This is a genomic window from Streptomyces sp. NPDC101776 (genome assembly GCF_044766845.1).
GTDB lineage: Bacteria > Actinomycetota > Actinomycetes > Streptomycetales > Streptomycetaceae > Streptomyces.
In genome coordinates, this window is the sequence record NZ_JBIWMV010000001.1 from 1,237,439 (window position 1) to 1,257,811 (window position 20,373).

Annotated in this window: 21 protein-coding genes; 11 read left to right on the forward strand and 10 right to left on the reverse strand. The window is 70.1% G+C overall.

The annotated features are described in order from the left end of the window. The first annotated feature begins 9 nt into the window (after window positions 1-9). The 3 genes from ACIRRY_RS05395 to ACIRRY_RS05405 all read left to right on the forward strand — a co-directional run bounded on the left by ACIRRY_RS05395 (window position 10) and on the right by ACIRRY_RS05405 (window position 2,730). Window positions 10-1,098 carry an S-(hydroxymethyl)mycothiol dehydrogenase gene (locus tag ACIRRY_RS05395; protein WP_403968128.1) on the forward strand — a complete coding sequence of 363 codons (1,089 nt, stop codon included), beginning with the start codon at window positions 10-12 and terminating at the stop codon, window positions 1,096-1,098. Next, window positions 1,098-1,727, forward strand: coding sequence for an MBL fold metallo-hydrolase (locus tag ACIRRY_RS05400; protein ID WP_403968130.1), 630 nt, complete (start codon window positions 1,098-1,100; stop codon window positions 1,725-1,727). The genes ACIRRY_RS05395 and ACIRRY_RS05400 overlap by 1 nt, the downstream gene beginning before the upstream one ends. An 88-nt stretch (window positions 1,728-1,815) precedes the next feature. After that, on the forward strand, window positions 1,816-2,730 hold the full coding sequence (locus ACIRRY_RS05405) for an SDR family oxidoreductase (protein ID WP_403968132.1): 915 nt from the start codon (window positions 1,816-1,818) through the stop codon (window positions 2,728-2,730). 9 nt (window positions 2,731-2,739) lie between these two features. Here ACIRRY_RS05405 and ACIRRY_RS05410 read toward each other — a convergent pair whose 3' ends face one another. Beyond that, on the reverse strand, window positions 2,740-3,267 hold the full coding sequence (locus ACIRRY_RS05410) for a hypothetical protein (RefSeq protein WP_403968134.1): 528 nt from the start codon (window positions 3,265-3,267) through the stop codon (window positions 2,740-2,742). Between the two features lie 50 nt (window positions 3,268-3,317). Between ACIRRY_RS05410 and ACIRRY_RS05415 the strand changes: the two genes are divergently transcribed. Beyond that, window positions 3,318-4,121, forward strand: a complete 804-nt coding sequence (locus ACIRRY_RS05415; RefSeq protein WP_403968136.1) for an SDR family NAD(P)-dependent oxidoreductase — start codon at window positions 3,318-3,320, stop codon at window positions 4,119-4,121. On the opposite strand, the gene ACIRRY_RS05420 is transcribed toward ACIRRY_RS05415, so the two are convergent. After that, window positions 4,095-5,495, reverse strand: coding sequence for a pyridoxal phosphate-dependent decarboxylase family protein (locus ACIRRY_RS05420; protein WP_403968138.1), 1,401 nt, complete (start codon window positions 5,493-5,495; stop codon window positions 4,095-4,097). The two genes, ACIRRY_RS05415 and ACIRRY_RS05420, sit on opposite strands and share 27 nt — an antisense overlap. A gap of 213 nt (window positions 5,496-5,708) precedes the next feature. Between ACIRRY_RS05420 and ACIRRY_RS05425 the strand changes: the two genes are divergently transcribed. Then, window positions 5,709-6,404, forward strand: coding sequence for a L,D-transpeptidase family protein (locus ACIRRY_RS05425; RefSeq protein WP_403968140.1), 696 nt, complete (start codon window positions 5,709-5,711; stop codon window positions 6,402-6,404). 35 nt (window positions 6,405-6,439) lie between these two features. Here the strand turns inward: ACIRRY_RS05425 and ACIRRY_RS05430 are convergent, their stop codons facing one another. The 4 genes from ACIRRY_RS05430 to ACIRRY_RS05445 are packed head-to-tail and all read right to left on the reverse strand — an operon-like array spanning window position 6,440 to window position 10,929. Next, window positions 6,440-7,639 carry a Gfo/Idh/MocA family protein gene (locus tag ACIRRY_RS05430; protein WP_403968142.1) on the reverse strand — a complete coding sequence of 400 codons (1,200 nt, stop codon included), beginning with the start codon at window positions 7,637-7,639 and terminating at the stop codon, window positions 6,440-6,442. 55 nt (window positions 7,640-7,694) lie between these two features. Next, window positions 7,695-9,038, reverse strand: coding sequence for an ABC transporter substrate-binding protein (locus tag ACIRRY_RS05435; RefSeq protein WP_403968144.1), 1,344 nt, complete (start codon window positions 9,036-9,038; stop codon window positions 7,695-7,697). Window positions 9,039-9,048: 10 nt separating this feature from the next. Further along, complete coding sequence (locus ACIRRY_RS05440) at window positions 9,049-9,996, reverse strand: carbohydrate ABC transporter permease (RefSeq protein WP_403968146.1); 948 nt, start codon at window positions 9,994-9,996, stop codon at window positions 9,049-9,051. A 15-nt stretch (window positions 9,997-10,011) separates the two neighbouring features. Then, entirely contained in the window at window positions 10,012-10,929 is a 918-nt protein-coding gene (locus tag ACIRRY_RS05445) for a carbohydrate ABC transporter permease (protein ID WP_403968148.1), read from the reverse strand. 171 nt (window positions 10,930-11,100) lie between these two features. Here ACIRRY_RS05445 and ACIRRY_RS05450 point away from each other — a divergent pair, with 171 nt between their 5' ends. Both ACIRRY_RS05450 and ACIRRY_RS05455 read left to right on the forward strand, forming a co-directional pair. Beyond that, window positions 11,101-12,261: an ROK family protein gene (locus tag ACIRRY_RS05450; protein WP_403968150.1), complete on the forward strand. Its 1,161-nt coding sequence runs from the start codon at window positions 11,101-11,103 to the stop codon at window positions 12,259-12,261. Window positions 12,262-12,360: 99 nt separating this feature from the next. After that, entirely contained in the window at window positions 12,361-12,546 is a 186-nt protein-coding gene (locus ACIRRY_RS05455; RefSeq protein ID WP_327399287.1) for a hypothetical protein, read from the forward strand. Window positions 12,547-12,710: 164 nt separating this feature from the next. Here ACIRRY_RS05455 and ACIRRY_RS05460 read toward each other — a convergent pair whose 3' ends face one another. Further along, entirely contained in the window at window positions 12,711-14,078 is a 1,368-nt protein-coding gene (locus ACIRRY_RS05460) for a S1 family peptidase (RefSeq protein WP_403968152.1), read from the reverse strand. 59 nt (window positions 14,079-14,137) lie between these two features. On the opposite strand from ACIRRY_RS05460, the gene ACIRRY_RS05465 reads away from it, so the two are divergent. The 4 genes from ACIRRY_RS05465 to ACIRRY_RS05480 are packed head-to-tail and all read left to right on the forward strand — an operon-like array spanning window position 14,138 to window position 15,959. Further along, window positions 14,138-14,308 (forward strand): hypothetical protein, encoded by a 171-nt coding sequence (locus tag ACIRRY_RS05465; protein ID WP_403968154.1) that lies wholly within the window; start codon window positions 14,138-14,140, stop codon window positions 14,306-14,308. Then, entirely contained in the window at window positions 14,296-15,054 is a 759-nt protein-coding gene (locus tag ACIRRY_RS05470; RefSeq protein ID WP_403968156.1) for a type 1 glutamine amidotransferase domain-containing protein, read from the forward strand. The genes ACIRRY_RS05465 and ACIRRY_RS05470 overlap by 13 nt, the downstream gene beginning before the upstream one ends. Before the next feature lie 10 nt (window positions 15,055-15,064). Beyond that, a complete protein-coding gene (locus tag ACIRRY_RS05475; RefSeq protein ID WP_403968158.1) occupies window positions 15,065-15,451 on the forward strand; it encodes a PPOX class F420-dependent oxidoreductase in 387 nt (128 codons plus the stop codon). 37 nt (window positions 15,452-15,488) lie between these two features. Then, a complete protein-coding gene (locus ACIRRY_RS05480; RefSeq protein ID WP_403968159.1) occupies window positions 15,489-15,959 on the forward strand; it encodes a DUF1003 domain-containing protein in 471 nt (156 codons plus the stop codon). A gap of 87 nt (window positions 15,960-16,046) precedes the next feature. On the opposite strand, the gene ACIRRY_RS05485 is transcribed toward ACIRRY_RS05480, so the two are convergent. The 3 genes from ACIRRY_RS05485 to ACIRRY_RS05495 all read right to left on the reverse strand — a co-directional run bounded on the left by ACIRRY_RS05485 (window position 16,047) and on the right by ACIRRY_RS05495 (window position 20,289). Continuing rightward, entirely contained in the window at window positions 16,047-18,827 is a 2,781-nt protein-coding gene (locus ACIRRY_RS05485) for a hypothetical protein (RefSeq protein WP_403968161.1), read from the reverse strand. A gap of 228 nt (window positions 18,828-19,055) precedes the next feature. Beyond that, the gene (locus ACIRRY_RS05490; RefSeq protein WP_403968163.1) at window positions 19,056-19,469 is read right to left on the reverse strand and encodes a Zn-ribbon domain-containing OB-fold protein; all 414 of its coding nucleotides are present in this window, start codon (window positions 19,467-19,469) and stop codon (window positions 19,056-19,058) included. A 148-nt stretch (window positions 19,470-19,617) separates the two neighbouring features. Then, window positions 19,618-20,289: a TetR family transcriptional regulator gene (locus ACIRRY_RS05495; RefSeq protein WP_403968359.1), complete on the reverse strand. Its 672-nt coding sequence runs from the start codon at window positions 20,287-20,289 to the stop codon at window positions 19,618-19,620. Window positions 20,290-20,373: the final 84 nt, after the last annotated feature.

Sequence of the window (20,373 nt, forward strand, 5' to 3'; positions counted from 1 at the left end):
TTCAGGACCATGGCGCAGGAAGTACGCGGCGTGATCGCACCGGGCAAGAACGAGCCGGTCCGGGTCGAGACGATCGTCGTACCCGATCCCGGACCCGGTGAGGCCGTGGTGAAGGTACAGGCCTGCGGGGTCTGTCATACCGACCTGCACTACAAACAGGGCGGAATCAGCGACGACTTCCCCTTCCTGCTCGGCCACGAGGCCTCCGGAATCGTGGAGTCGGTCGGCGAGGGCGTCACCGACGTGGCCCCCGGCGACTTCGTGATCCTCAACTGGCGTGCCGTGTGCGGGAATTGCCGGGCCTGTCTGCGTGGCCGCCCCTGGTACTGCTTCAACACCCACAACGCCAAGCAGAAGATGACCCTCGCCTCGACCGGCCAGGAACTCTCCCCGGCCCTGGGCATCGGCGCCTTCGCCGACAAGACCCTGGTGGCCGCCGGACAGTGCACCAAGGTCGACCCGGCCGTTTCCCCTGCGGTCGCCGGGCTGTTGGGCTGTGGTGTGATGGCCGGTATCGGCGCGGCGATCAACACCGGCAACGTCGGACGCGGTGACACGGTCGCGGTCATCGGGTGTGGTGGTGTCGGTGACGCGGCGATCGCCGGGTCGCGGCTCGCGGGTGCGGCGCGGATCATCGCCGTGGACATCGACGACCGGAAACTGGAGAAGGCCCGCTCGATGGGGGCCACGCACACCGTCAACTCGAAGGCCGGCGACCCTGTCGAGGCGATCCGCGAGCTGACCGGTGGCTTCGGCGCCGATGTCGTGATCGAGGCGGTCGGCCGCCCGGAGACGTACAAGCAGGCCTTCTACGCGCGGGACTTGGCGGGCACGGTCGTCCTCGTCGGTGTGCCCACGCCCGAGATGAAGCTCGAACTCCCGCTGCTGGACGTCTTCGGACGCGGCGGCGCGCTCAAGTCGTCCTGGTACGGCGACTGCCTGCCCTCCCGCGACTTCCCGATGCTCATCGACCTGCACCAGCAAGGACGCCTGGATCTGGCCGCGTTCGTGACCGAGACGGTCCAACTCGACGAGGTGGAGAAGGCGTTCGAGCGGATGCACGGTGGCGACGTGCTGCGTTCGGTGGTGGTCTTCTGATGGCCGCGCGCATCGAACACCTCGTCACCTCAGGGCAGTTCACGCTCGACGGCGGCACCTGGGACGTCGACAACAACGTCTGGATCGTGGGCGACGACCACGAGGTCGTCGTCATCGACGCCGCCCATGACGCCGACGCCATCGTGAAGGCGATCGGCGACCGTCGCCTCACCGCGATCATCTGCACCCACGCCCACAACGACCACATCGACGCCGCTCCAGAACTCGCCGACCGCACCGGCGCCACGATCTGGCTGCACCCGGACGACCTCTCCCTGTGGAAGCAGACCCACCCCGACCGCGACCCCGACGCCCATCTCGCCGATGGGCAGGTCATCGAGGCCGCGGGCGCCGACCTGACGGTCCTGCACACGCCCGGTCACGCGCCCGGCGCGGTGTGCCTGTACGACCCCGGGCTCGGCACGGTCTTCACCGGCGACACCCTGTTCCACGGCGGACCAGGGGCCACGGGACGGTCGTACTCCCACTTCCCGACCATCATCGACTCCATCCGCGACCGGCTGCTGACGCTGCCGCCCGAGACGAAGGTGCTCACGGGACACGGCGACTCGACGACCGTCGGCGCGGAGGCCGCACACCTGGAGGAGTGGATCGCGCGGGGCCACTGAAAGCCCGGACGAAATACCCGACAGAAGGTGTCCGGCTTCTCCCGCACGATCGACATGACAGACGTCGAACGAGCACGGGAGGCCGGACATGCCGGGTCCACTGGAAGGCAAGGTCGCACTGGTCGCGGGGGCGACGCGCGGAGCGGGACGCGGGATCGCCGTGGAGCTGGGCGCGGCCGGCGCCACCGTCTACGTCACCGGCCGCAGCACCCGCGCCCGGCGCTCCGAGTACGACCGGCCCGAGACGATCGAGGACACCGCCGACCTCGTCACCGCGGCCGGCGGCCGGGGCGTCGCCGTCCCCACCGACCACCTGGACCCCTCGGCCGTACGGGCCCTCGTCGACCGCATCGACGACGAACAGGGCCGCCTCGACGTCCTCGTCAACGACATCTGGGGCGGCGAGCACCTTTTCGCCTGGGACACCCCCGTCTGGGAACACGACCTCGACAAGGGCCTGCGCCTCCTCAGGCTCGCGGTCGAGACGCACGCGATCACCAGCCACCACGCGCTGCCCCTGCTGCTGCGCCGGCCCGGCGGTCTGGTCGTCGAGATGACCGACGGGACCGCCGAGTACAACCGCGACACCTACCGCGTCTCCTTCTTCTACGACCTCGCCAAGTCGTCCGTCCTGCGCATGGCCTTCGCCATCGGCCACGAACTCGGCCCGCGCGGCGCCACGGCCGTCGCGCTGACCCCGGGCTGGCTGCGCTCGGAGATCATGCTCGACCAGTTCGGCGTGGGGGAGTCGAACTGGCGCGACGCCCTGGAACGCGTCCCGCACTTCGCCATCTCGGAGACCCCGCGCTACGTCGGCCGCGCCGTCACCGCCCTCGCCGCCGACCCCCAAGTGGCCCGCTGGAACGGGCAGTCGCTGTCCAGCGGGGGGCTCGCCCCGGTGTACGGCTTCACGGACCTCGACGGGAGCAGGCCGGACGCGTGGCGGTACATGGTGGAGGTGCAGGACGTGGGGAAACCGGCGGATGTGACCGGGTACCGGTGAGCCGGTGGATCAGACCTCGGTGACCGGCCAGCGCGCCGAGTGACCCGGCGGCAGCGCCAGATCGTCCCGTACGGCCGCGTAGTAGCCCTCGCGACCGGCGCGCTGCCGCTCCAGCAACTCCCGCCAGGCGCCCGGGTCATGGGTCCCCGCGCGCATGAACCGCTCCATCTCCATCACCGCGCCGACCCACGCCCGGGCCTTGTCCACCACCTCCGTGCTGCCCAGCAGGATCAGCGCCTCGCCGGACGGATCGCGGTCCACGGTCGCCTGGGCCAGCAGGGGTTCCGCCTCCGCCGGGGTGAGCGCGTGCGGATGCGGGTCGTTGCCGAGATGGGACGCGACGCGGTAGGTCAGGGTCACGGACTTCTTCAGCGTCCGGGCGTACTCGGCGTACACATCGAGCCGCCGCTCCTCCCAACGAGCCTCACGCTCCCGCTGGAACCTCGCCCGGTCGCCCCGCACGATGGCCAGGTACGAGCCGAGCGCACCGATCACCACACCGATCAGCGCGGGCAGTTGCTGTAGGAACGCGTTCATGTCCGCACGGTATCTGCCGAGTTGATCGCTCCGGCAGTACGTTCGGGCGCATGACTGACACAACGCGCTTCGAGGGGTACGGAGTTCTCGTCACCGGTGCGGGCCGCGGCATCGGCGCGGCCGTCTCCCGGCGCCTCGCCGAGGAGGGGGCGCGGGTGCTGGTGACCGACGCCGATCTGCCCGAGGCGGAGAAGACGGCGGCGGCCTTGCGTGAACTCGGGCTGTCAGCCTCGGCGTTGGGCTGTGACGTGGGGGACCAGGGCGCGGTCGAGCGGGCCGTCGCGCACGCTGTCGGCACCTTCGGGTCGCTCGACGTCCTGGTCAACTGTGCCGCGCACTGCACGCCCGACGTCCCGCTCTTCGAGGACGAACCGGACGACGAGTGGGCGCGTGACCTCGACATCACGCTGACCGGGACGTTCCGTTGCTGCCGCGCCGCACTTCCGCACCTCGTCGCCTCCGGGCGCGGGGCGATCGTCGGCATCGGTTCCGTCAACGGGGCCCAGGACTTCGGCAACCACGCCTACAGCGCTGCCAAGGCCGGACTCGTCTCGTTGACCCGTACCCTCGCCGGACAGGCCGCCCGGCGGGGTGTGCGGGTCAACCTGGTGGTGCCGGGCACGGTCCGCACCTCCGCCTGGGAGGGCCGGGACGACGACCTGGACGCGCTGAGCGGGCTGTATCCGCTGGGCCGGGTCGGCGAGCCCGAGGACATCGCCGCGGCCGTCGCCTTCCTCGCCTCACGCGACGCCTCCTGGATCACCGGGACCACGCTCACCGTCGACGGAGGGGTCACCGCGGTGGCCACCGGTTTCCGCAGGGCTCTTTCAGAGCAGGCCGGCGAGGGGCAGTGAGGCCAGCGCCGCCAGCACCCGGTCCGTATCGGCCTCCGACGTACGCCAGTTGCTGAACGCGGCACGCAGCGCGGGCGTCCCGTCGTACACCGTCGGCGTCAGGAACGCCTCGCCGCCGGCGGCCACGGCCTCCGCCACGGCGGCCACCCGCTCCTGCGTGGGGTTCTCGGCGAGGGTGAAGCAGACGACGTTCAGCCGGACCGGCGCCGACAGCCGCAGACCCGGGAGCGCGGCGACGCCCGCGCCGAGACGGTGGGCGAGGGCGACGTTGCGCTCGACGATCTCGCGGTGCCCGGCGCTGCCGTAGGCCAGGAGGGAGAACCAGGCGGGGAGGGCGCGCAGCCGGCGGGAGTTCTCGGGGGTGAGGTGGAGGGAGTCCGGGTCGCCGGTGGGCGGGCCGAGGTACGGGGACGCGTTGTGGAACACCCTGACCTGGAGGTCACGGCGGCGGGTGAACTGGACGGCCGCGTCGTAGGGCACGTTGAGCCACTTGTGGAGGTCCACGCAGACCGAGTCGGCCGCGTCGAGGCCGTCGACGAGGTGCGCGTACGTGGGGGAGAGCGCGGCGAAGCCGCCGAACGCGGCGTCCACGTGCAGCCAGAAGTCGTACCGCTCCTTGAGGGCCGCGATCGCGCGCAGATCGTCGAAGTCGACGGTGTTCACCGTCCCGGCGTTCGCGACGACGATCGCCGGGCGGCCGTCCAACTCGGCCAGCGCGGCGTCGAGTCGGGCCACGTCGACCGCCTCGCGGTTCCCGGCGAGCACCGGCACGTGGCGCAGCCGGTCGCGGCCGATGCCCAGGACGGACAGCGCCTTGGTGACGCTGGAGTGCGGGCTGCCGGAGAGCACGTCGACCGGGCCGAGCGCGGCGGCCCCGGCCCGGGACACGTCCACGCCCAGCCGCTCGCCGAGCCACTCGCGGGCGATCGCCAGCCCCACCGTGTTGGACACGGTCGCGCCGGTGACGAAGGCCCCGGAGTGCGCCTCGCCGAGCCCGAAGAGCTCACGCAGCCAGTCGACCGTCTCCCGCTCCAGGGCCGCCGCCCAGGAACCGGCCGCCCCGGACACGTTCTGGTCGTACGCACTGGTCAGCCAGTCCCCGGCGACCGACGCGGGCGTCGCCCCACCGGTCACGAAGCCGAGATAGCGCGGGCCGGCCGATCCCGACAGCCCGGGCGCCCACCGTTCCGTGAACCGGGCGAGCGCCGCCTCGCCGCCGGCCCCCTCGACCGGCAGCGGCTCCCGGCCGGGCGCCTTGTCGAGCCGGACGACCGGCCTCTCGGCCACCCCGTCCAGCTCGGCTGCGGCCAGGTCACGGGCGGACTGCAGGAGTGCGGGGAGCCGGGAGAGATCGTCGGCGAGAGTGCGGTGCATGGGCGGCAGCGTAGGCCGAGGTCGCGGGCGGGGTATCGGTCCACTTCCGGGGAACTGGACTGCTGAGCGGCGAACGGCCACCGGCGCGCACACCGGCCGTCGCGCGAGGAATGTCACTGTTTCGTCGCAGCGTGACCGGGACTACAACCTCGACCGCCATACTCCGGTCTAGGTGGCAGAGATCGCAGTACTGGCTGACGGGGAGGGTCCGACATGGGGGACATACGCAGACGAGGTGCCATAGTGCTTGGGATAACCGGGCTGGTGGCACCGCTCACGCTCGCGCTGGGCAGCACGCCGGCCGCGGCGGCGAGCTGTACGACGCAGGCGGGGCCGTACCAGAAGCAGGTGGAGAAGTTCCTCGGCCGGCCGGTCGACGGCAAGCAGTCCGCCGCCGACTGCACGGCCATCCGGGCCTTCCAGACCAAGCACGGCATCACGCCCAACATCGGCTACGCCGGGTCCGTCACCTGGGGCGTGATGGACCTCATGAACAAGCAGAAGGCCGTCGGCAACAAGCCCAACGCGGCCGGCAAGTGCCCGACGAACAAGGGCCGCATCGCCTGCGTGAACCTCACGCTCCAGATCAGCTGGATCCAGGACGGCAGCCGGCTCGTCTACGGCCCGGTCCCGGTGCGCACCGGCCGCAACGGCTACGAGACCCGCACCGGTCTGAAGAAGATCTACTGGCGGGACATCGACCACGTCTCGAACATCTACAACGTGCCGATGCCGTACAGCCAGTTCTTCGACGGCGGCCAGGCCTTCCACTCGGTCAACCTCAGCATGTGGAACCCGCCGGGCTCGCACGGCTGCGTCAACATGACCCCGACCACCGCCAAGAAGTACTGGTCGCTGCTGAAGAACGGCGACGACGTCTTCGTGTACGGCCGCAAGCCGGGGACCTGACAGTCGGTCACCCGGCCCGCGCACCAACGCCGTTGCTACTCGGGCGCGTCCCCGAAGTCCGGGATCTCCAGCCTCGCCCCGCCCTGCCGCGCCGAGTCGTGCGCGATGATGCCCGGCAGGGTGTAGCGGGCCGCGACCCACGCGTTCACGGTGGGCAGCGTGCGGGAGTTGACCGCGGTCACGAAGTCGTCCGCCAGGAAGTGGTGGCTGCCCTCATGGCCGTTGTGCAGGTTGTCGAACTCCCGGGGCAGCCGCGACCGGTCGTGCACCGGCGCCGAGCCCGAGGTGAAGGCGGCCCGAAGGTCCGGCGCGATGTGCTGAAGTGACGGATCGTCAGGAGACATGGTGGGCTTGGGCTCCAGCAGTTCGCTGATGTCCTGCACCCCCTTCTTGTCCTGCCAGAAGGCCACCGTCGCGAGCTGCTCCATGCTCGCGTCGGTCCCGAAGAAGCGGAAACGCGACTCCCGGATCTGTGAGGGATAGCCCACCCGCCGGAACTCGTTCGTACGGAATGAACCGCCGCCCGCCACCTCGAACAGCGCGGTCGCGTTCGAGAAGTCGTTGCCGAACTGGCTGACCTCCTTGTCGAAGACACCGTCCCCGCGCTCGTCGACCACCCCGATCGCGGACACGCTCACCGCGTGCGTCTGCCACGCGCCGAGCACCCCGCCCACCGAGTGCGTCGGGTACAGCAGCGGGGGATAGCTGGCGGTCGCCTTCCAGCCCTCGCCGCCGCTGTACTGGTACGCCTCGTAGAACCCCAGATCCATGTCGTGGACGTAGTCGCCCTCGGCGTAGAAGATCCGCCCGAAGGCGCCCTCCGCGATCTGGTTGCGGGCGTGCACGGTCGCCGGGTTGTACTGGCTGGTCTCGCCCATCATGTACGTCAGTCCGGTCGCCCGGACCGCGTCGATGATCGCCGCGATCTCCGCCGTGCTGATCGCCATGGGGACCGCGGAGTACACGTGTTTGCCGGCGCCGAGCCCCTGGAGGACGAGGGGGCCGTGCGTCCAGCGCTGGGTGAAGATCGCGACGGCGTCGACGGCCGTCGACTCCAGCATCGCCTCGTACGAGGGGAACGTGCCCGCCAGCCCTTCGGTGGCGGCCAGTTGCTCCGCCCGCTCAGGCAGGAGGTCGGTCACGTAGACCTCGCTCACGCCCGGGTGGGCCTGGAACAGTCGGGCGAACTGACCGGAGAACTGGCCTGCTCCGACGATGCCGAGGGAGAACGTCATGGATGCGTGTCCTTCTCTGACGAGGAATTCACTGACCGGGTCACTGACCGGGGAGTCACTGACCGAGGATGAAGTTGATCTGCTTGTTGGTCCTGCCCAGACCGCCGACCGGTGAGTCGTTGGCGTAGACGTCCTGCATGGCGGGGTGCATCAACGCGTACACGTCCGCCGCGTAGTTGGTGATCGGATAGGAGAAGGTGGTGAAGTCCTTCTTGTCGGCGACCGGCCTGGTGAAGGCCGTGACATCGATGCCCTTCTTCTCGTACGCGGCGACGGCCGTGGCCGTGCCGTCCGGAGTCGCGGGAAACACGATTCCGTAACCGCCGACCGTTTTCTGGCATTCGTCGGAGGAGAGGTACTTGACCCACTTCTCCGCGCCCGGCTTGTTGTGCGCCTTCTTGGTGATCGAATCGGCGAGACCGTTCATCATGGTCGCCCGCTCACCGCTCGGACCGGTCGGCGTGAACGCAGTGCCGACCTTGACGCCCTTCGCCGCGTAGTACGTCGAGATCATCCACGCGCCGTCGAAGGAGGTCGCCGCCCTGCCCGAGGCGATCTGCGCGTTGGCCGGGTTGGCGCCGTCGCTGTAGTCCGTGTACGGCGCGAGATAGCCCTTCTTCGCCAGCCCGAAGTACCAGCCCACCACGGACTGGAAGGTCTTGCTGTCGTACTGGTACTCGGTGCCCCAGCGCTTCTTGTCGGTGTAGTTCCAGCCGGCCGAGCCGGTGAAGGGGCTCCACGTCGTCTGGCCGTCGGCGTCACCCGCGCCGCCGCTGGCGAGGCCGTACGTCTTGACGTGCTTCTTGTCGAAGCCCGGTTCGTCACCGCGCTTGCCGTTCCGGTCGACGGTGAGATGGGCGATCGCCTTCTCGAAGGTGCCGCCGTCCGTCGGGTTCCAGGACAGACTGTTGAGCTGACCGGCGCTCAGGCCGGCCGACTTGGCCATCTTCTGGTTGTAGAAGAGGGCGACCGTGTCCCAGTCCTTCGGGGCGCCGTAGCGATGACCGTCCTGGCCCACCCAGTTGGCGGCGAGGCCGGGTTGATAGGTGGCGTCACTGATGCCGAGGTCGTCCAGCGGAGCCAGCACCTTCAGGTCGGCGAACTGGCCGAACTTCTGGATGTGGTCGGTGAACACGTCCGGCTGGGTACCCGCGATGAAGCTCGCGGTGAGCTTGGTCCAGTAGTCGCCCCAGCCCAACTGGGTGATTTTCACCTTGAGTCCGGGGTTCCGCTGCTCGAAGCCCTTCGCGCAGGCCTGGTAGGCGGGGAGTTGGTTGGAGTCCCACAGCCAGTACGTCACCGTGTTCGAGGCCGACCCCACGGAGTCGCCCTGGGCGCAGCCCGCCGTCAGGGACAGCGCGAGCGCCCCGGTCAGTGCCGTGACCGTACGAAATCGCATGCCCTGCCCCTTACTTGATTCCGGTGAAGCTGATGGAACTCACGATGCGGCGCGCGAACACTCCGAAGAGGACGAGCATCGGGAGCGCGGCGATGAGGGTCGCCGCCATTAGTCCCGACCAGTCGTAGCCGGTCTGCGGGGTCTGCGAGCGGAAGATGGCCAGCGCCACCGACAGCACCCGCGAACTGTCGCTGTAGGACACCATCAGCGGCCAGAAGTAGTCGTTCCAGGACGTGATGTACGTCAGCACACCCAGGGTGAGGACCGGCGTGGCCGCCATCGGCAGCAGGACCCTGAAGAAGACCCGGATCTTCCCCGCGCCGTCGAGCAGAGCCGCCTCCTCGACCTCGCGCGGGATGTTCATGAAGAACTGCCGGAGGAAGAACACCGCGAACGGCGTCATGAACATCGTCGGCAGGGAGATCCCCAACAGGGTGTCCACGAGCCCGAGTTGCTTGATGAGAACGAAGTTCGGCAGCAGGGTGAAGATGGCCGGCACCATCAGCCCGGCCAGGAACAGCCCGAACATCCGGTCCCGGCCGCGCCAGCGGAGCCTGGCGAAGGCGTAGGCGGCCATCGCGGAGAAGAACACCTGGCAGACGGTGATCAGGGTCGAGACGACCACCGAGTTGAGGAGATAGCGCCAGAAGGTCAGCCCGCCGCCCGAACCGCCTTGCGCTATCGCCTCCTTGGTCGACTGGAGACCGAGGGCCCGCTCGAAACCGCCGGTGGTGAAGTCGACCGGCAGCGGGTCCGAGGGGTGGGCGGCGAGCCCGGTGTTGGTGGAGAGCGCGGTGCGCAGGATCCAGTAGAAGGGCAGCAGGGTGATCAGCATGATCGCTGCCATCGCGATCCAGGCGGCGACCCTGCCGACGGAGAGCGGGGGCCGGGGTGGCCGTACGGTCTCCTGTCCGGGCGTCGTCGTAGGGGTGTCGGGCGTGGTGGTCAGGGTGGCCATGTCGACTCCTTCCGGTCAGCCGAGGTCGGTCTGGCCGGCGCGGGTGATCCGGTACTGGAGGAACGTGATCGCGCTCAGCACGATCAGCAGGGCCACGGACATCGCGGAGGCGTAGCCGAACTGGAAGCGCCCGAAGGCGGAGCCGTAGATGTAGTACTGGAGGACGTTCGTCGCGTTCGCCGGGCCGCCCGCGGTGGTCACCGCGACCGTGTCGAACACCTGGAACGAACCGATCACCGTCATGATCAGCACGACCGCGAGCACCGGCCGCAGCAGCGGCATCGTGATCCGCCAGAACATCCGCCACTCGCTCGCGCCGTCCACCTTCGCGGCCTCGTACATGTCGCCCGGGATGGCCTGGAGCCCCGCGAACAGCAGCAACGCCGTGTAGCCGACGTGCCGCCACACGTTGATCAGGGCGATCGTCGGGATCGCCCACGTCTTGTCGGCGAGGAACGGGATGTGGTCGAAGCCGAGCCCGCCGATGATCTCGTTGCCGATGCCGAGCTGGGTGTCGAGGATCCACAGCCAGACGATGCCGGCGACGACGTTCGACATCAGGTACGGCGTCAGCACGATCCCGCGCAACAGGGCGGACTGGGTGAGCCGTTGGAGCAGGACCGCGATGGCGAGCGCCGCCACCGTCTGGACCCCGATGTTGATGAAGACGTACTCGACGGTGACCCGCAACGACGACCAGAAGATGGGGTCGTGGACCATCCGGTCGTAGTTGTCGAGGCCCACCCACTTCGCCGGGGTCAGCAGGTTGAAGCGGGTGAAGCTCAGATAGATGCCCCGCAGGGTCGGCCAGAGCAGGAAGACCAGGAAGCCCAGCAGGGCCGGGGCGATGAAGACCGCCGCCAGCCGTCCGTCGCCCCCGTCTTCACGGGCCCGCGGCCGACGGGTCGGGGGACTGCTTGAGGCGATGGTCATCCGGAGACTCCCTTGTCTGAGACGGCTCGTCCTCGCGGCACTTACTTTCGTCGCGAAAGAATCCAGGCGTCAAGAGCTGTGCACAGATCTCTTTCTTTCCGATTAACGGCCGCAGGGTGGTCCTGTTACTTCTATGGCAAAAGAAAGAGACCTTGTGGGAGTGTGACCCTCATGACCACACGTGCCGCCAGCTGGCAGCCGCTGAGCCCCGGTGAACGCTCGGTGGCGATCGAGGTGCTCGTCCACGGCCCGCTGTCGCGCACCGCGCTCGCGCAGCGGCTCGACCTTTCGGCGGGAAGCCTCACCCGCCTCACGAAGCCGCTCATCGAGACCGGTCTGCTGGTCGAGGTCCCCGACGGCGGCGGCCCGGCCGAGGTCCGCCAGGGCCGCCCCTCGCAACCGCTCGACGTGGTCGCCGAGTCCCGCACCTTCCTCGGCCTCAAGCTCACCGAGGACATGGTCTACGGCGTCGTCACCACCCTCAGGAGCGAGATCATCGCCCGCCTCGACCGGCCGCTCACCACCCACGACCCGGCCCAAGTCGCCGACCTGCTGGCCGAGATGACCGGCGAACTCACCGCCTCCTTCCCCACGCTCACCGGCATAGGCATCGGTGTCGGCGGTCTCGTCCGGGACCGTGCCGTGGTGGGGGAGTCGGCCTTCCTGCGGTGGAGCGACGTCCCGCTGGCCCAACTCGTCGAGGAACGCACCGGGTTGCCGGTCGTCGTCGAGAACGACGTGGCCGCGCTCGTCGAGGCCGAGACCTGGTTCGGTGCAGGGCGCGGCCTCGACCGCTTCGTCGTCCTCACCATCGGCGCGGGCATCGGCTACGGCCTCGTCCTCGGCGGCAAGCGGGTGCCGTACGCCGAGGAGGACCGCGGGTTCGGTCGCCACTGGATCCTGAACCCCAACGGCCCGATCACCCCCGCGGGGCAACGCGGCAGCGCCGTCTCGCTGTTGACCATCCCCAGCATCCGCTACCAGATCCGGGCCGCCACCGGACTCGACCTGACCTACGAGGAGATCCTCGCCCGCGCCGCCGCCGGTGAACCCATGCCCTCCCGCGTCATCGACGAAGCCGCCCGCGCGCTGGGCACGTTGGTCGCCCAGATCGCCAACTTCGTGCTGCCGCAGAAGATCCTGCTCGCCGGTGAGGGCGTCGGTCTGATCGACGTGGCCGGTAAGACGGTGGACGACACGCTCCGCGCCCACCGGCATCCGCTGGCAGCCCCGCTCGACGTGGAGACGAAGGTCTCCGACTTCCACGACTGGGCGCGTGGCGCGGCGGTGTTGGCGATCCAGGTGCTGGTGCTGGGTGTGGTCGAGGTGTGAATTGCGTTACAGGGCTTGACAGATGACGTGATCAGCAACACGGTCCGATATGTCTGATTCACTCGTGATTACTCACATCGCCTTCACCTTGGGCGACGTATGCTTCACACCATGTCCACCAGCGTTGAATCAGCCACCGAGCGATCGGCAGCCGAGGTCAACGAGGAGATCAGAGCCCTGTGGCACCGATCGGGCGGGACACTGAGCGTCGAACAGCGCGAGGAGTACCGACGGCTTGTGATGGAGTGGGCCGCCGCAGCTCCGCAGCCGGCCGAGGCGGCCTGAGCGTCGCCGTCGGCCGCCGCAGGTGTCGTGATCGGTTTCCCGTCCCGGCCTTCCTCGTGACCCACGGCCCAGCCGGTCGAGCCCTCTACGACCCGACAGGCCCCATCGAGGCCCCATCGACCCGGTCGATCGAGCGATCCACCGGGTCGAACTCCCTTGAGTGATCAGCCCCACATCGCCGAGTAGTGCCGCTGGAAGGCCTTGCGGTCCTGCTCGGCGCGGATCCAGCGCGTCGCCACCAGCGCGATCAGACTGCCCGCGATGACCAGCAGACCGGGACCCACGTTCTTCGGGTCCGTCAGCCGGGACGCCAGCGTCGTCGAACCCGAGGTGGTGTTCGTCGCGGCCGCCGAGGTCCCGGGCGTAGCCGCACCGGCGGCTGCCGCGCCACCGGCCGCCGAGGCGGACGGAGCGGGCGAGGCGGCCGTCTTCGGCGCCACCAGCAGCTTCACGTTCAGCGCGGCCAGCGCCTTGGTCAGCGGCTGGAAGAAGGTCGTACCGCCCGCCGTGCAGTCACCGCTGCCGCCCGAGGTCACCCCCAGCGCGATCCCGTTGGCGAACAACGGACCGCCGCTGTCGCCCGGTTCGGCACACACCGTGGTCTGGACGAGACCGGTGACCGTGCCCTCCGGGTAGTTCACCGTCGCGTTGAGCGCGGTCACCTCACCGTCGTGCAGCCCGCTGGTGCTGCCGCTGCGGAACACCTTCTCGCCCACGGCCGCGTCGGCCAGGCCCGTGATGGTCACCCCGCTGCCGTTGCCGATCGCGACGACGTCCGCGCCCTCGCCCGCCGAACCGTTGGCGTACTGCACCAACGAGAAGTCGCTGCCGGGGAAGTTGTCGGAGACCGTCTTGCCCAACTGCTGGTCGCCCTGGTTGTTGGCGAACCAGATGGACCCGACAGGACCGCAGTGCCCTGCCGTGAGGATGAAGTCGGTCTGGCCGTCGGTCACGTTGAAGCCCGCCGAACAGCGCCCGCCGGTCGACAGGATCGGCTGCGCGCCGTTGATGCGGGTGGTGAACTTGCCCTGCGTGCGCTGCATTTCGACCGAGGCGCCGATGCTCTTCGCGACCTTCGTCATCGCGTTCCAGGCGGTGGCGGAGACGCTGCTGTCGGCCTCCACCAGCACCCGGTTGTTGCGGTAGTCCATCGCCCACGCGGTGCCCGGCACCTTGGGCGCCGAACTCAGCGTGGTCGCGGCCGAGTTCAGCTGGTTCATGCTGTACTTCACGACCTTCGCCTCGGCGCCCGCCTTCGTCACCTCGGCCGCCGTCGTGGCATCGGTCACCGCGACGACCGTACGGCCGCCGGAATCGACCCAACTGCCCGCCGTTCGGGCCGTACCGAGCTTCGCGGCCAGCGCGGAACCCTTGTCCGCCGGTGTCTGTGGCGCGCTGAGCGTGGCGGCGGACGTGCCGGAAGAGTCACTGGCCATGGCCGCCTGGGTGACCATGGCGCCTCCCAGCAGGAGTCCGCCGACGGACGCCAGCCGTGTGACTCGCCGGATGACCCGTCGTCGTGCGTGCCTCATGCATGGCTCCCGAACCCCGAACGTGCGGTGACGACACCGCGGGGCCCTCCGGTCGTTGAGTGCCCTTCCTCCATACGTGGCCCACCGCCGTCCTGTTCACCGAACAGCGGACCGGCTTCAGCTCCTACGGCCAACGGGCGCGCCGCTGGGCCGAGTTGGCCCTGGCACTGCCCGGCCGCGGCCCGCCGTTCCCCGCCCCGGCTGCGATGATGACCGCATGCGTGTGCTGATGCCGGTTCCCGACCACGACTTCGACGTCACGGAGGTCGCCGTGCCCTGGCGGCTGCTCACCGACGCCGGGCACGGGGTCGTCCTCGCCACCGAGCGCGCCGGTACCCGGCCCGCCGCGGACCCCCGGCTGCTGACCGGTGTCCTCTTCGGACAGCTCGGCGCCGAGGACGAACCCAAGCGGTTCTACGAACAGCTCACCCGGGCACCGGAGTTCGGCGCCACCGTCGCGTGGGCGGACCTGGACGTGACCCGCTTCGACGGACTGCTGCTGCCCGGCGGACACGCGCCCGGCATGCGCCAGTACCTGGGATCTCCCGAACTGAGCGGCAAAGTCGCCGAGTTCTGGAAGTTGGGCCGCCCGGTCGGCGCGATCTGCCACGGCGTCCTCGTGCTGGCCCGCACCCGGGACCCCGACACCGGCCGCAGCGTGCTCGCCGGACGCCGTACGACCTGTCTGCCCAGGTACATGGAACGCACCGCCTACTTGACCACCGCCTGGCGCCTGGGCCGCTACTACCGCACCTACCCCGCCTATGTGGAGGACGAGGTGCGGGCCGCCCTCGACGACGCGGGCACCCAGTTCGAGCGCGGCCCCAGGGAACTCACCCGGCGCGGCACCGCGAGCGACGACACGCACGCGTTCGTCGTACGGGACGGCACCTATCTGTCGGCGCGCTGGCCCGGGGACGCCTACCTTTTCACCCGCGGGTATCTCGACCTGCTACGGGCATCCGCGGGTGCTTAGACTGCCGACCATGGACGAGACCCCGCTGGACCGGCTCGGCGCAGGCCAGTACCTGCTGATCACGAGCTACCGCAAGAACGGCTCCCCGGTCGCCACCCCGGTGTGGGTGGTGCGCGACGGCGAGACACTCGGTGTCTGGACGGTCGCCGACTCCTGGAAGGTCAAGCGCATCCGCGCCCGCGCCGATGTCCTCGTCGGCCCCTGCGACCTGCGCGGCAACCCGACCGGCAACCAGGTCCCCGGCACCGCCGAGATCTGCGACGCCGAGACCACCGCCCACTACCGCGCCCTCATCAAGCGCAAGTACGGACTCACCGGGCGCCTCACCCTCCTCGGCAGCCGACTGCGCCGGGGCGCCGACGGCACCATCGGCATCCGCGTGACGCTCGCACCCTGAGGACGAACCCCTTGCCCACACAACCCTGGGAGCGCCCGTGGACCCCGCGCTGACCCCTGCCGAGCTGCGACTGCGGCAGGAGCGGGTCGTCTTCGCCCGGATGCGCAGCACCCAGGACCGGGTCGCCGACGCGATCACCGCGTTCGCCGGCACCATGCTCTTCGTCTATCTGCACGCGCTCTGGTTCGCCGTCTGGATCGCCCTCAACGAAGGACTCCTCGGGCACGCGGGCATCTTCGACCCGTACCCCTACGGGCTCCTCACGATGATCGTCAGCCTGGAGGCCATCTTCCTGTCGACCTTCGTGATGGTGAGCCAGAACCGCCAGGCGGCCCGCGAGAACGTCCGCGCCGACCTCGACTTCGAGACCAACCTCCGCTCCGAGGTGTGGTCCGCCCACATCGGCGCCGCGCTGGGCCTCGACCCCCGCGAGATCGAACAACGCGTCCAGGAACTCCTCACCGAGAACCGCGCCAAGATGAACATCGGCACACAGAAGCCGAGTTGAGCCTCCGAGGTCCGAGGGACGCAACAGGAAGGGGCCGCAGCTCTCGCGCTGCGGCCCCTTCCCTTCATACGGCGGTACGACGGTCCGCTACGACGCGTCGAGCACTGTGCCGGTCAACTCCGGGCCACCGCTCTGCGGGTTGCCGTTGTCGTCCAAGGCCACGAACCGCACGGACTCGGGCTGTTCGGTCACCTGGTCCTTGACCGTCGGGATGCTGATCTCCGTGCTGGACTGTCCTGCCGGGACGGAGGTCCAGAGGGACAGGTTCGTCACCTGGGACAGCGGGCGCTCCGGCGCGGGTTCCTCACCGGAGTTGTCCCTGAGCCACTGCGCGTCGATGTCCAGGGTGGACAACTCCGGTCCGGTGGCGACCGGTTGGACGAGGAACGAGGGGTACAGCTCCACGTCGGCGGGCGCCGACAGCGTCACCTTCCACTTGAGGGGCTGGCCCTCGGTGACCCGGTCGGCGACCGGTGTGACGGTGAACGTCGGCATCGGGTCGTCGTTCTCGGCGGTCACCCCACCGCGGTGGGCGCCGATCACCGCGCCGTGCACCGCCTTCACGAAGATGTCGTGCTGACTGCCGTAGTCGAAGCGGGTGTTGCCCTCGACCTTCACCGGTACGTCGATGTCGTGGCCGCCGGGCCGCACCGTCACCAGTCGCGATGTGGCCGTGCCGGTGGCCGGGTCGGAGACGTAGAGGCGCACCTGTCCGTTGCCCCGGCCCGACACCTGCACGGGGACGCGGTACGTCTTGACGCCCGAGTCGCCCTCCTTGACGGAGAGGCGTCCGATGTCGACGCGGGGGAGCGGGGCCGCGGTGGCGACCGGAGTGCCGGGGCGCCAGCCCCAGGCGTCCATCAGCCAGGCCTGCCCGGAGTGTGAACGCGCGGTCAGGGCAAGGGACTTGACGTGCTTCAGGTCGAGCCCGGCGGCTGCGGTCAGGGGGACGCGGACCTCGCGGGCCCAGTAGGAGGAGGTCCGTTCCGTCCCGGGCAGGCCGTCGACGCGGACGCGGCCGAGGGTCGCGCGGTGGCCGGCCGTGTCGGTCAGGGACACGTCGAGCTGGGTGCCGGTGCTGTTGGGCGGCACGATCACGCGCAGGGCGAGGCTCTTGGAGCCGCCGAGGGAGACCGGCTTGACGGGACGTACCGTCACCGCCGAACCGGCCGCGGACCAGCGCAGCGCCACCGCGCGGCGGCCGACCTCCTTGGAGGTCTCCCAGGTCGCGAAGTGCGGAGAGCCACCCTTGGTGTCGGGGCCCAGACAGGCGACGGCCGGGTCGGGGTCAACGGCGGAGCACAACCGGCCGCCGGACACGGTCACTTGGCCGTCCGGGAGGAAGCCGGCACCTCGGTTCGCGCCCACCGCGTGGGTGAGGACACGCGCCGGGTCAGCCGAGGGCGCCCGGCGGCCCGAGCCGTCGAGCAGCTCGCGCGCCCGGTCGTCCCCGCCGACGAACAGCCGTGCCGCCGTGGCGATGTAGGTGGAGCCGGCCTTGTGCTGCTGGTCGGCGGTCAGCCGGGTCGCGGAGCCCGGCGAGCACACCGCGTCGCGCTGGTCGGGGTCGTCGTAGAAGTCGTCGGACGCGGGCGCCTGGGCCTGGCCCGGCGTCCACTCGGTGTTGAAGAAGTTGTGGTCGGCGCCCTCGACGTAGACCGCGCTGTGCAGGGCGGCACCCCGGCTGACTCCGCGGGTGCCGTCGACGAACACCTCGCCCTGGAGGTCGGAGACGTCACCGTCGCAGCCGGGCAGGATCGTCACCGACGGCACGTCGGCCACCGGGTTCTGGCCGAAGATCGTGGGGCCGATGAGGACCGTGCCGCGGATCTTCCAGCGCACCGGGCCGTGGTAGCCGTCCTGGGCGGCCGGCGGCGGGTAGAGGCTGTCCATCGCCGCTCGGTTGACGCCCTCGCCACCGCGCGAGTGGCCGATCAGCAGGACGCGGGAGAGGTCGGCCCGCGGTGCGTTCCGGACGACCGCCGGAGCCGTCCGCGGGTGGGCGGACCAGTCGGCCCAGCGGGCCAGGTGGAGCCGGACCAGCGACGAGCGGGCCTGCGCGCCGGCGTCCTCGGCGTCGGCGTCCTGGGCGTTGATGCCGTTCGCGGAGATCGACACCGTCACATAGCCGTGGGAGGCCAGGAGTTGCTGGTCGCGCAGATAACCCCGGTAGCTCGGGACGGACTTGGTGCCGGCGGGACAGGGCCAGTCGCCGGTGATGTCCTCGGTGCCCGGCGTGTAGCAGGTGTAGTGCCGGCCGTGCAGGAACAGCGCGAGCGGCCGCTTGCCGGTGGCGCCCTTCGGCGCGACCACGACGGCCTTCATCTCGATCGGCTGCGGATACCCGGGCAGCCGGACCGAGTTGAGCGTGTACTCGCCGGTCGTCGTACGGTACGCACCCGGCTTGCCGGGATCGATCGCGCCGGCCGGGAGCGGGGCCGCGGGCCGGGCGACCGCCTCCGAACGTCCGCTGCCGGAGCCGCTGTTGTCATCGGCGGCGTCCAACCGGCGTCCGGCGGCCAGTACTTGAAGAAATGTCAGCTGCTTGGGCGCAATGGCGCCGAGGCCGAGCCGGAACGTCCGTCCGTCCTTCGCCGGGCTCGGCACGCCGAGGAGCCGGCCCCCGGCGTGGAACTCCACACGCGCGTCCCCCATGGGCACCCGCGTGCCCGAGCGCCACACCAACTGCTGCGCGGAACCCTTCCCCGTGATCCGCCAACCCGGCGGAAGCGTGCCGTCGTCTGCCGCCGCCGTCGCCGTGAACGGTCCGGCGTCCGACGCCGGCGCCGCCTGCGCGGACCCGGACATCCCTCCCGCCACCGCGAGCACCGTCGCGGCCGTGACCCATATTCGCCGGGCACGGAACAATGTGTTCTCCTCCTCGAACCCCAGACACGGGAGCCCCGGCGGTCCCGGGAGCCCCTCGCGCCCCGGAGGACGGGAAGCGGAGACTGTGGGTTGCCTGTGGAGGAGGAATCGGCCGATCTTCGTCGGCGGGTCCGGACCCGGGCTCAACCCGGGCTCGCGGTACGGCGGTTCAGGAACCGCCCCGCCGACCGGTGCCCAACCGCTGCGCGCGCAGGGCGGGTCGGGCTGTCAGTGCCAGGCGCGGTAAGGCTCGTCGCGGAGTTGGAAGACGGGTTCGCCGCGCACCGGGTCCTTGGCCGTGGACAGCCGGACGCGGTCGCCGCTGTGGATGCCGATGGGCGGGCCGATGACCCGGCCGCGCACCACGAAGCCCTCGGCCATCTCGATCAGCGACACATTGCGGGCGGCGGGGGTGTTGCGGTGCACCACCGTGGAGTGGCGGACCGTACCGGTGCCCTCGCTGCGCTCCGTGCGCAGGTCGCCGCCCTGGCAGACCGGGCACAACAGCCGGTGGTACATGGCGGTTCCGCACCAGGTGCAGCGCTGGAAGAGGATGGTGTCCCCGTCCGCGGTGGGCGGATCGAGGAGGCCCGCCGGGGAGCCGACTGCCGGACGGGTCGCGAATCCTGAGTGGTGGTACACGCTGTCAACTCCCTGCGCTCGGCCGGAATCCCGCGCGCGGCCGAGCCGGGCACGCGGGTGCGCGGTTCGTCGTGCCACCGTGCACGACCACAGCGTATGGCACTCAGTGCCAAGCGTAAAGATACTGCGTACCCTCTACTTTTCCTGTTCAGCCACTGCCGAGCGCCGTCTCGATCTCCTGCACCACGCGCCACAGCGGCACCCCGCGCCGGGAGACGACCACCACGACGTCCTCGGGTCCCTGCTCGACGACGGCCGGCGCCGGCGGGTGTCCGAACGCCGACTGCACATAGCCCAGCGCGTGGTCCACCTCGGCAGCCGCGTCGCGCTGTCCGTCCGAACGCAGCCAGGAACGCAGGGCGTTGTTGTGCGCCGCGACCACGGCCGCCGCGATCACGTCCGCGTGCAGGGTCCCGTCGTGCCGGCCGGCGAAGCGTCCGCGCAGATAGTCGGCGAGGGCGCGCTCGTAGCGCCACACGACCGACAGTTCGTACGCGCGCAGTCCCGGCACCTTCTTGGTGAGGCGGTAACGCTGCACGGAGAAGGTCGGGTTCTCGTTGTACATGCGCAGTACGAGCCGGGCCGCGTCGCAGACCCGCCGCACGGGCTCGTGCTCGTCGCCGCCGGACGAGAGGAAGGCCGTCATGTCGGCCAGGCAGCGTTCGTGGTCGGGGAAGACCACGTCCTCCTTGGACGGGAAGTAGCGGAAGAACGACCGCCGTCCGACCCCGGCCAGCGCCACGATGTCGTCGATGGTGGTCTGTTCGTAGCCCCGCTCCAGGAACAACTGGAAGGCGGCCGCCACCAGGGCGTCCCGCATGGGCGGCTTGGAGCTCATGGACGGGAACGTAGCACCAGGCCGACCCGTATGGCACTCAGTGCGCTCCAGGTGGGGAACTGAGTC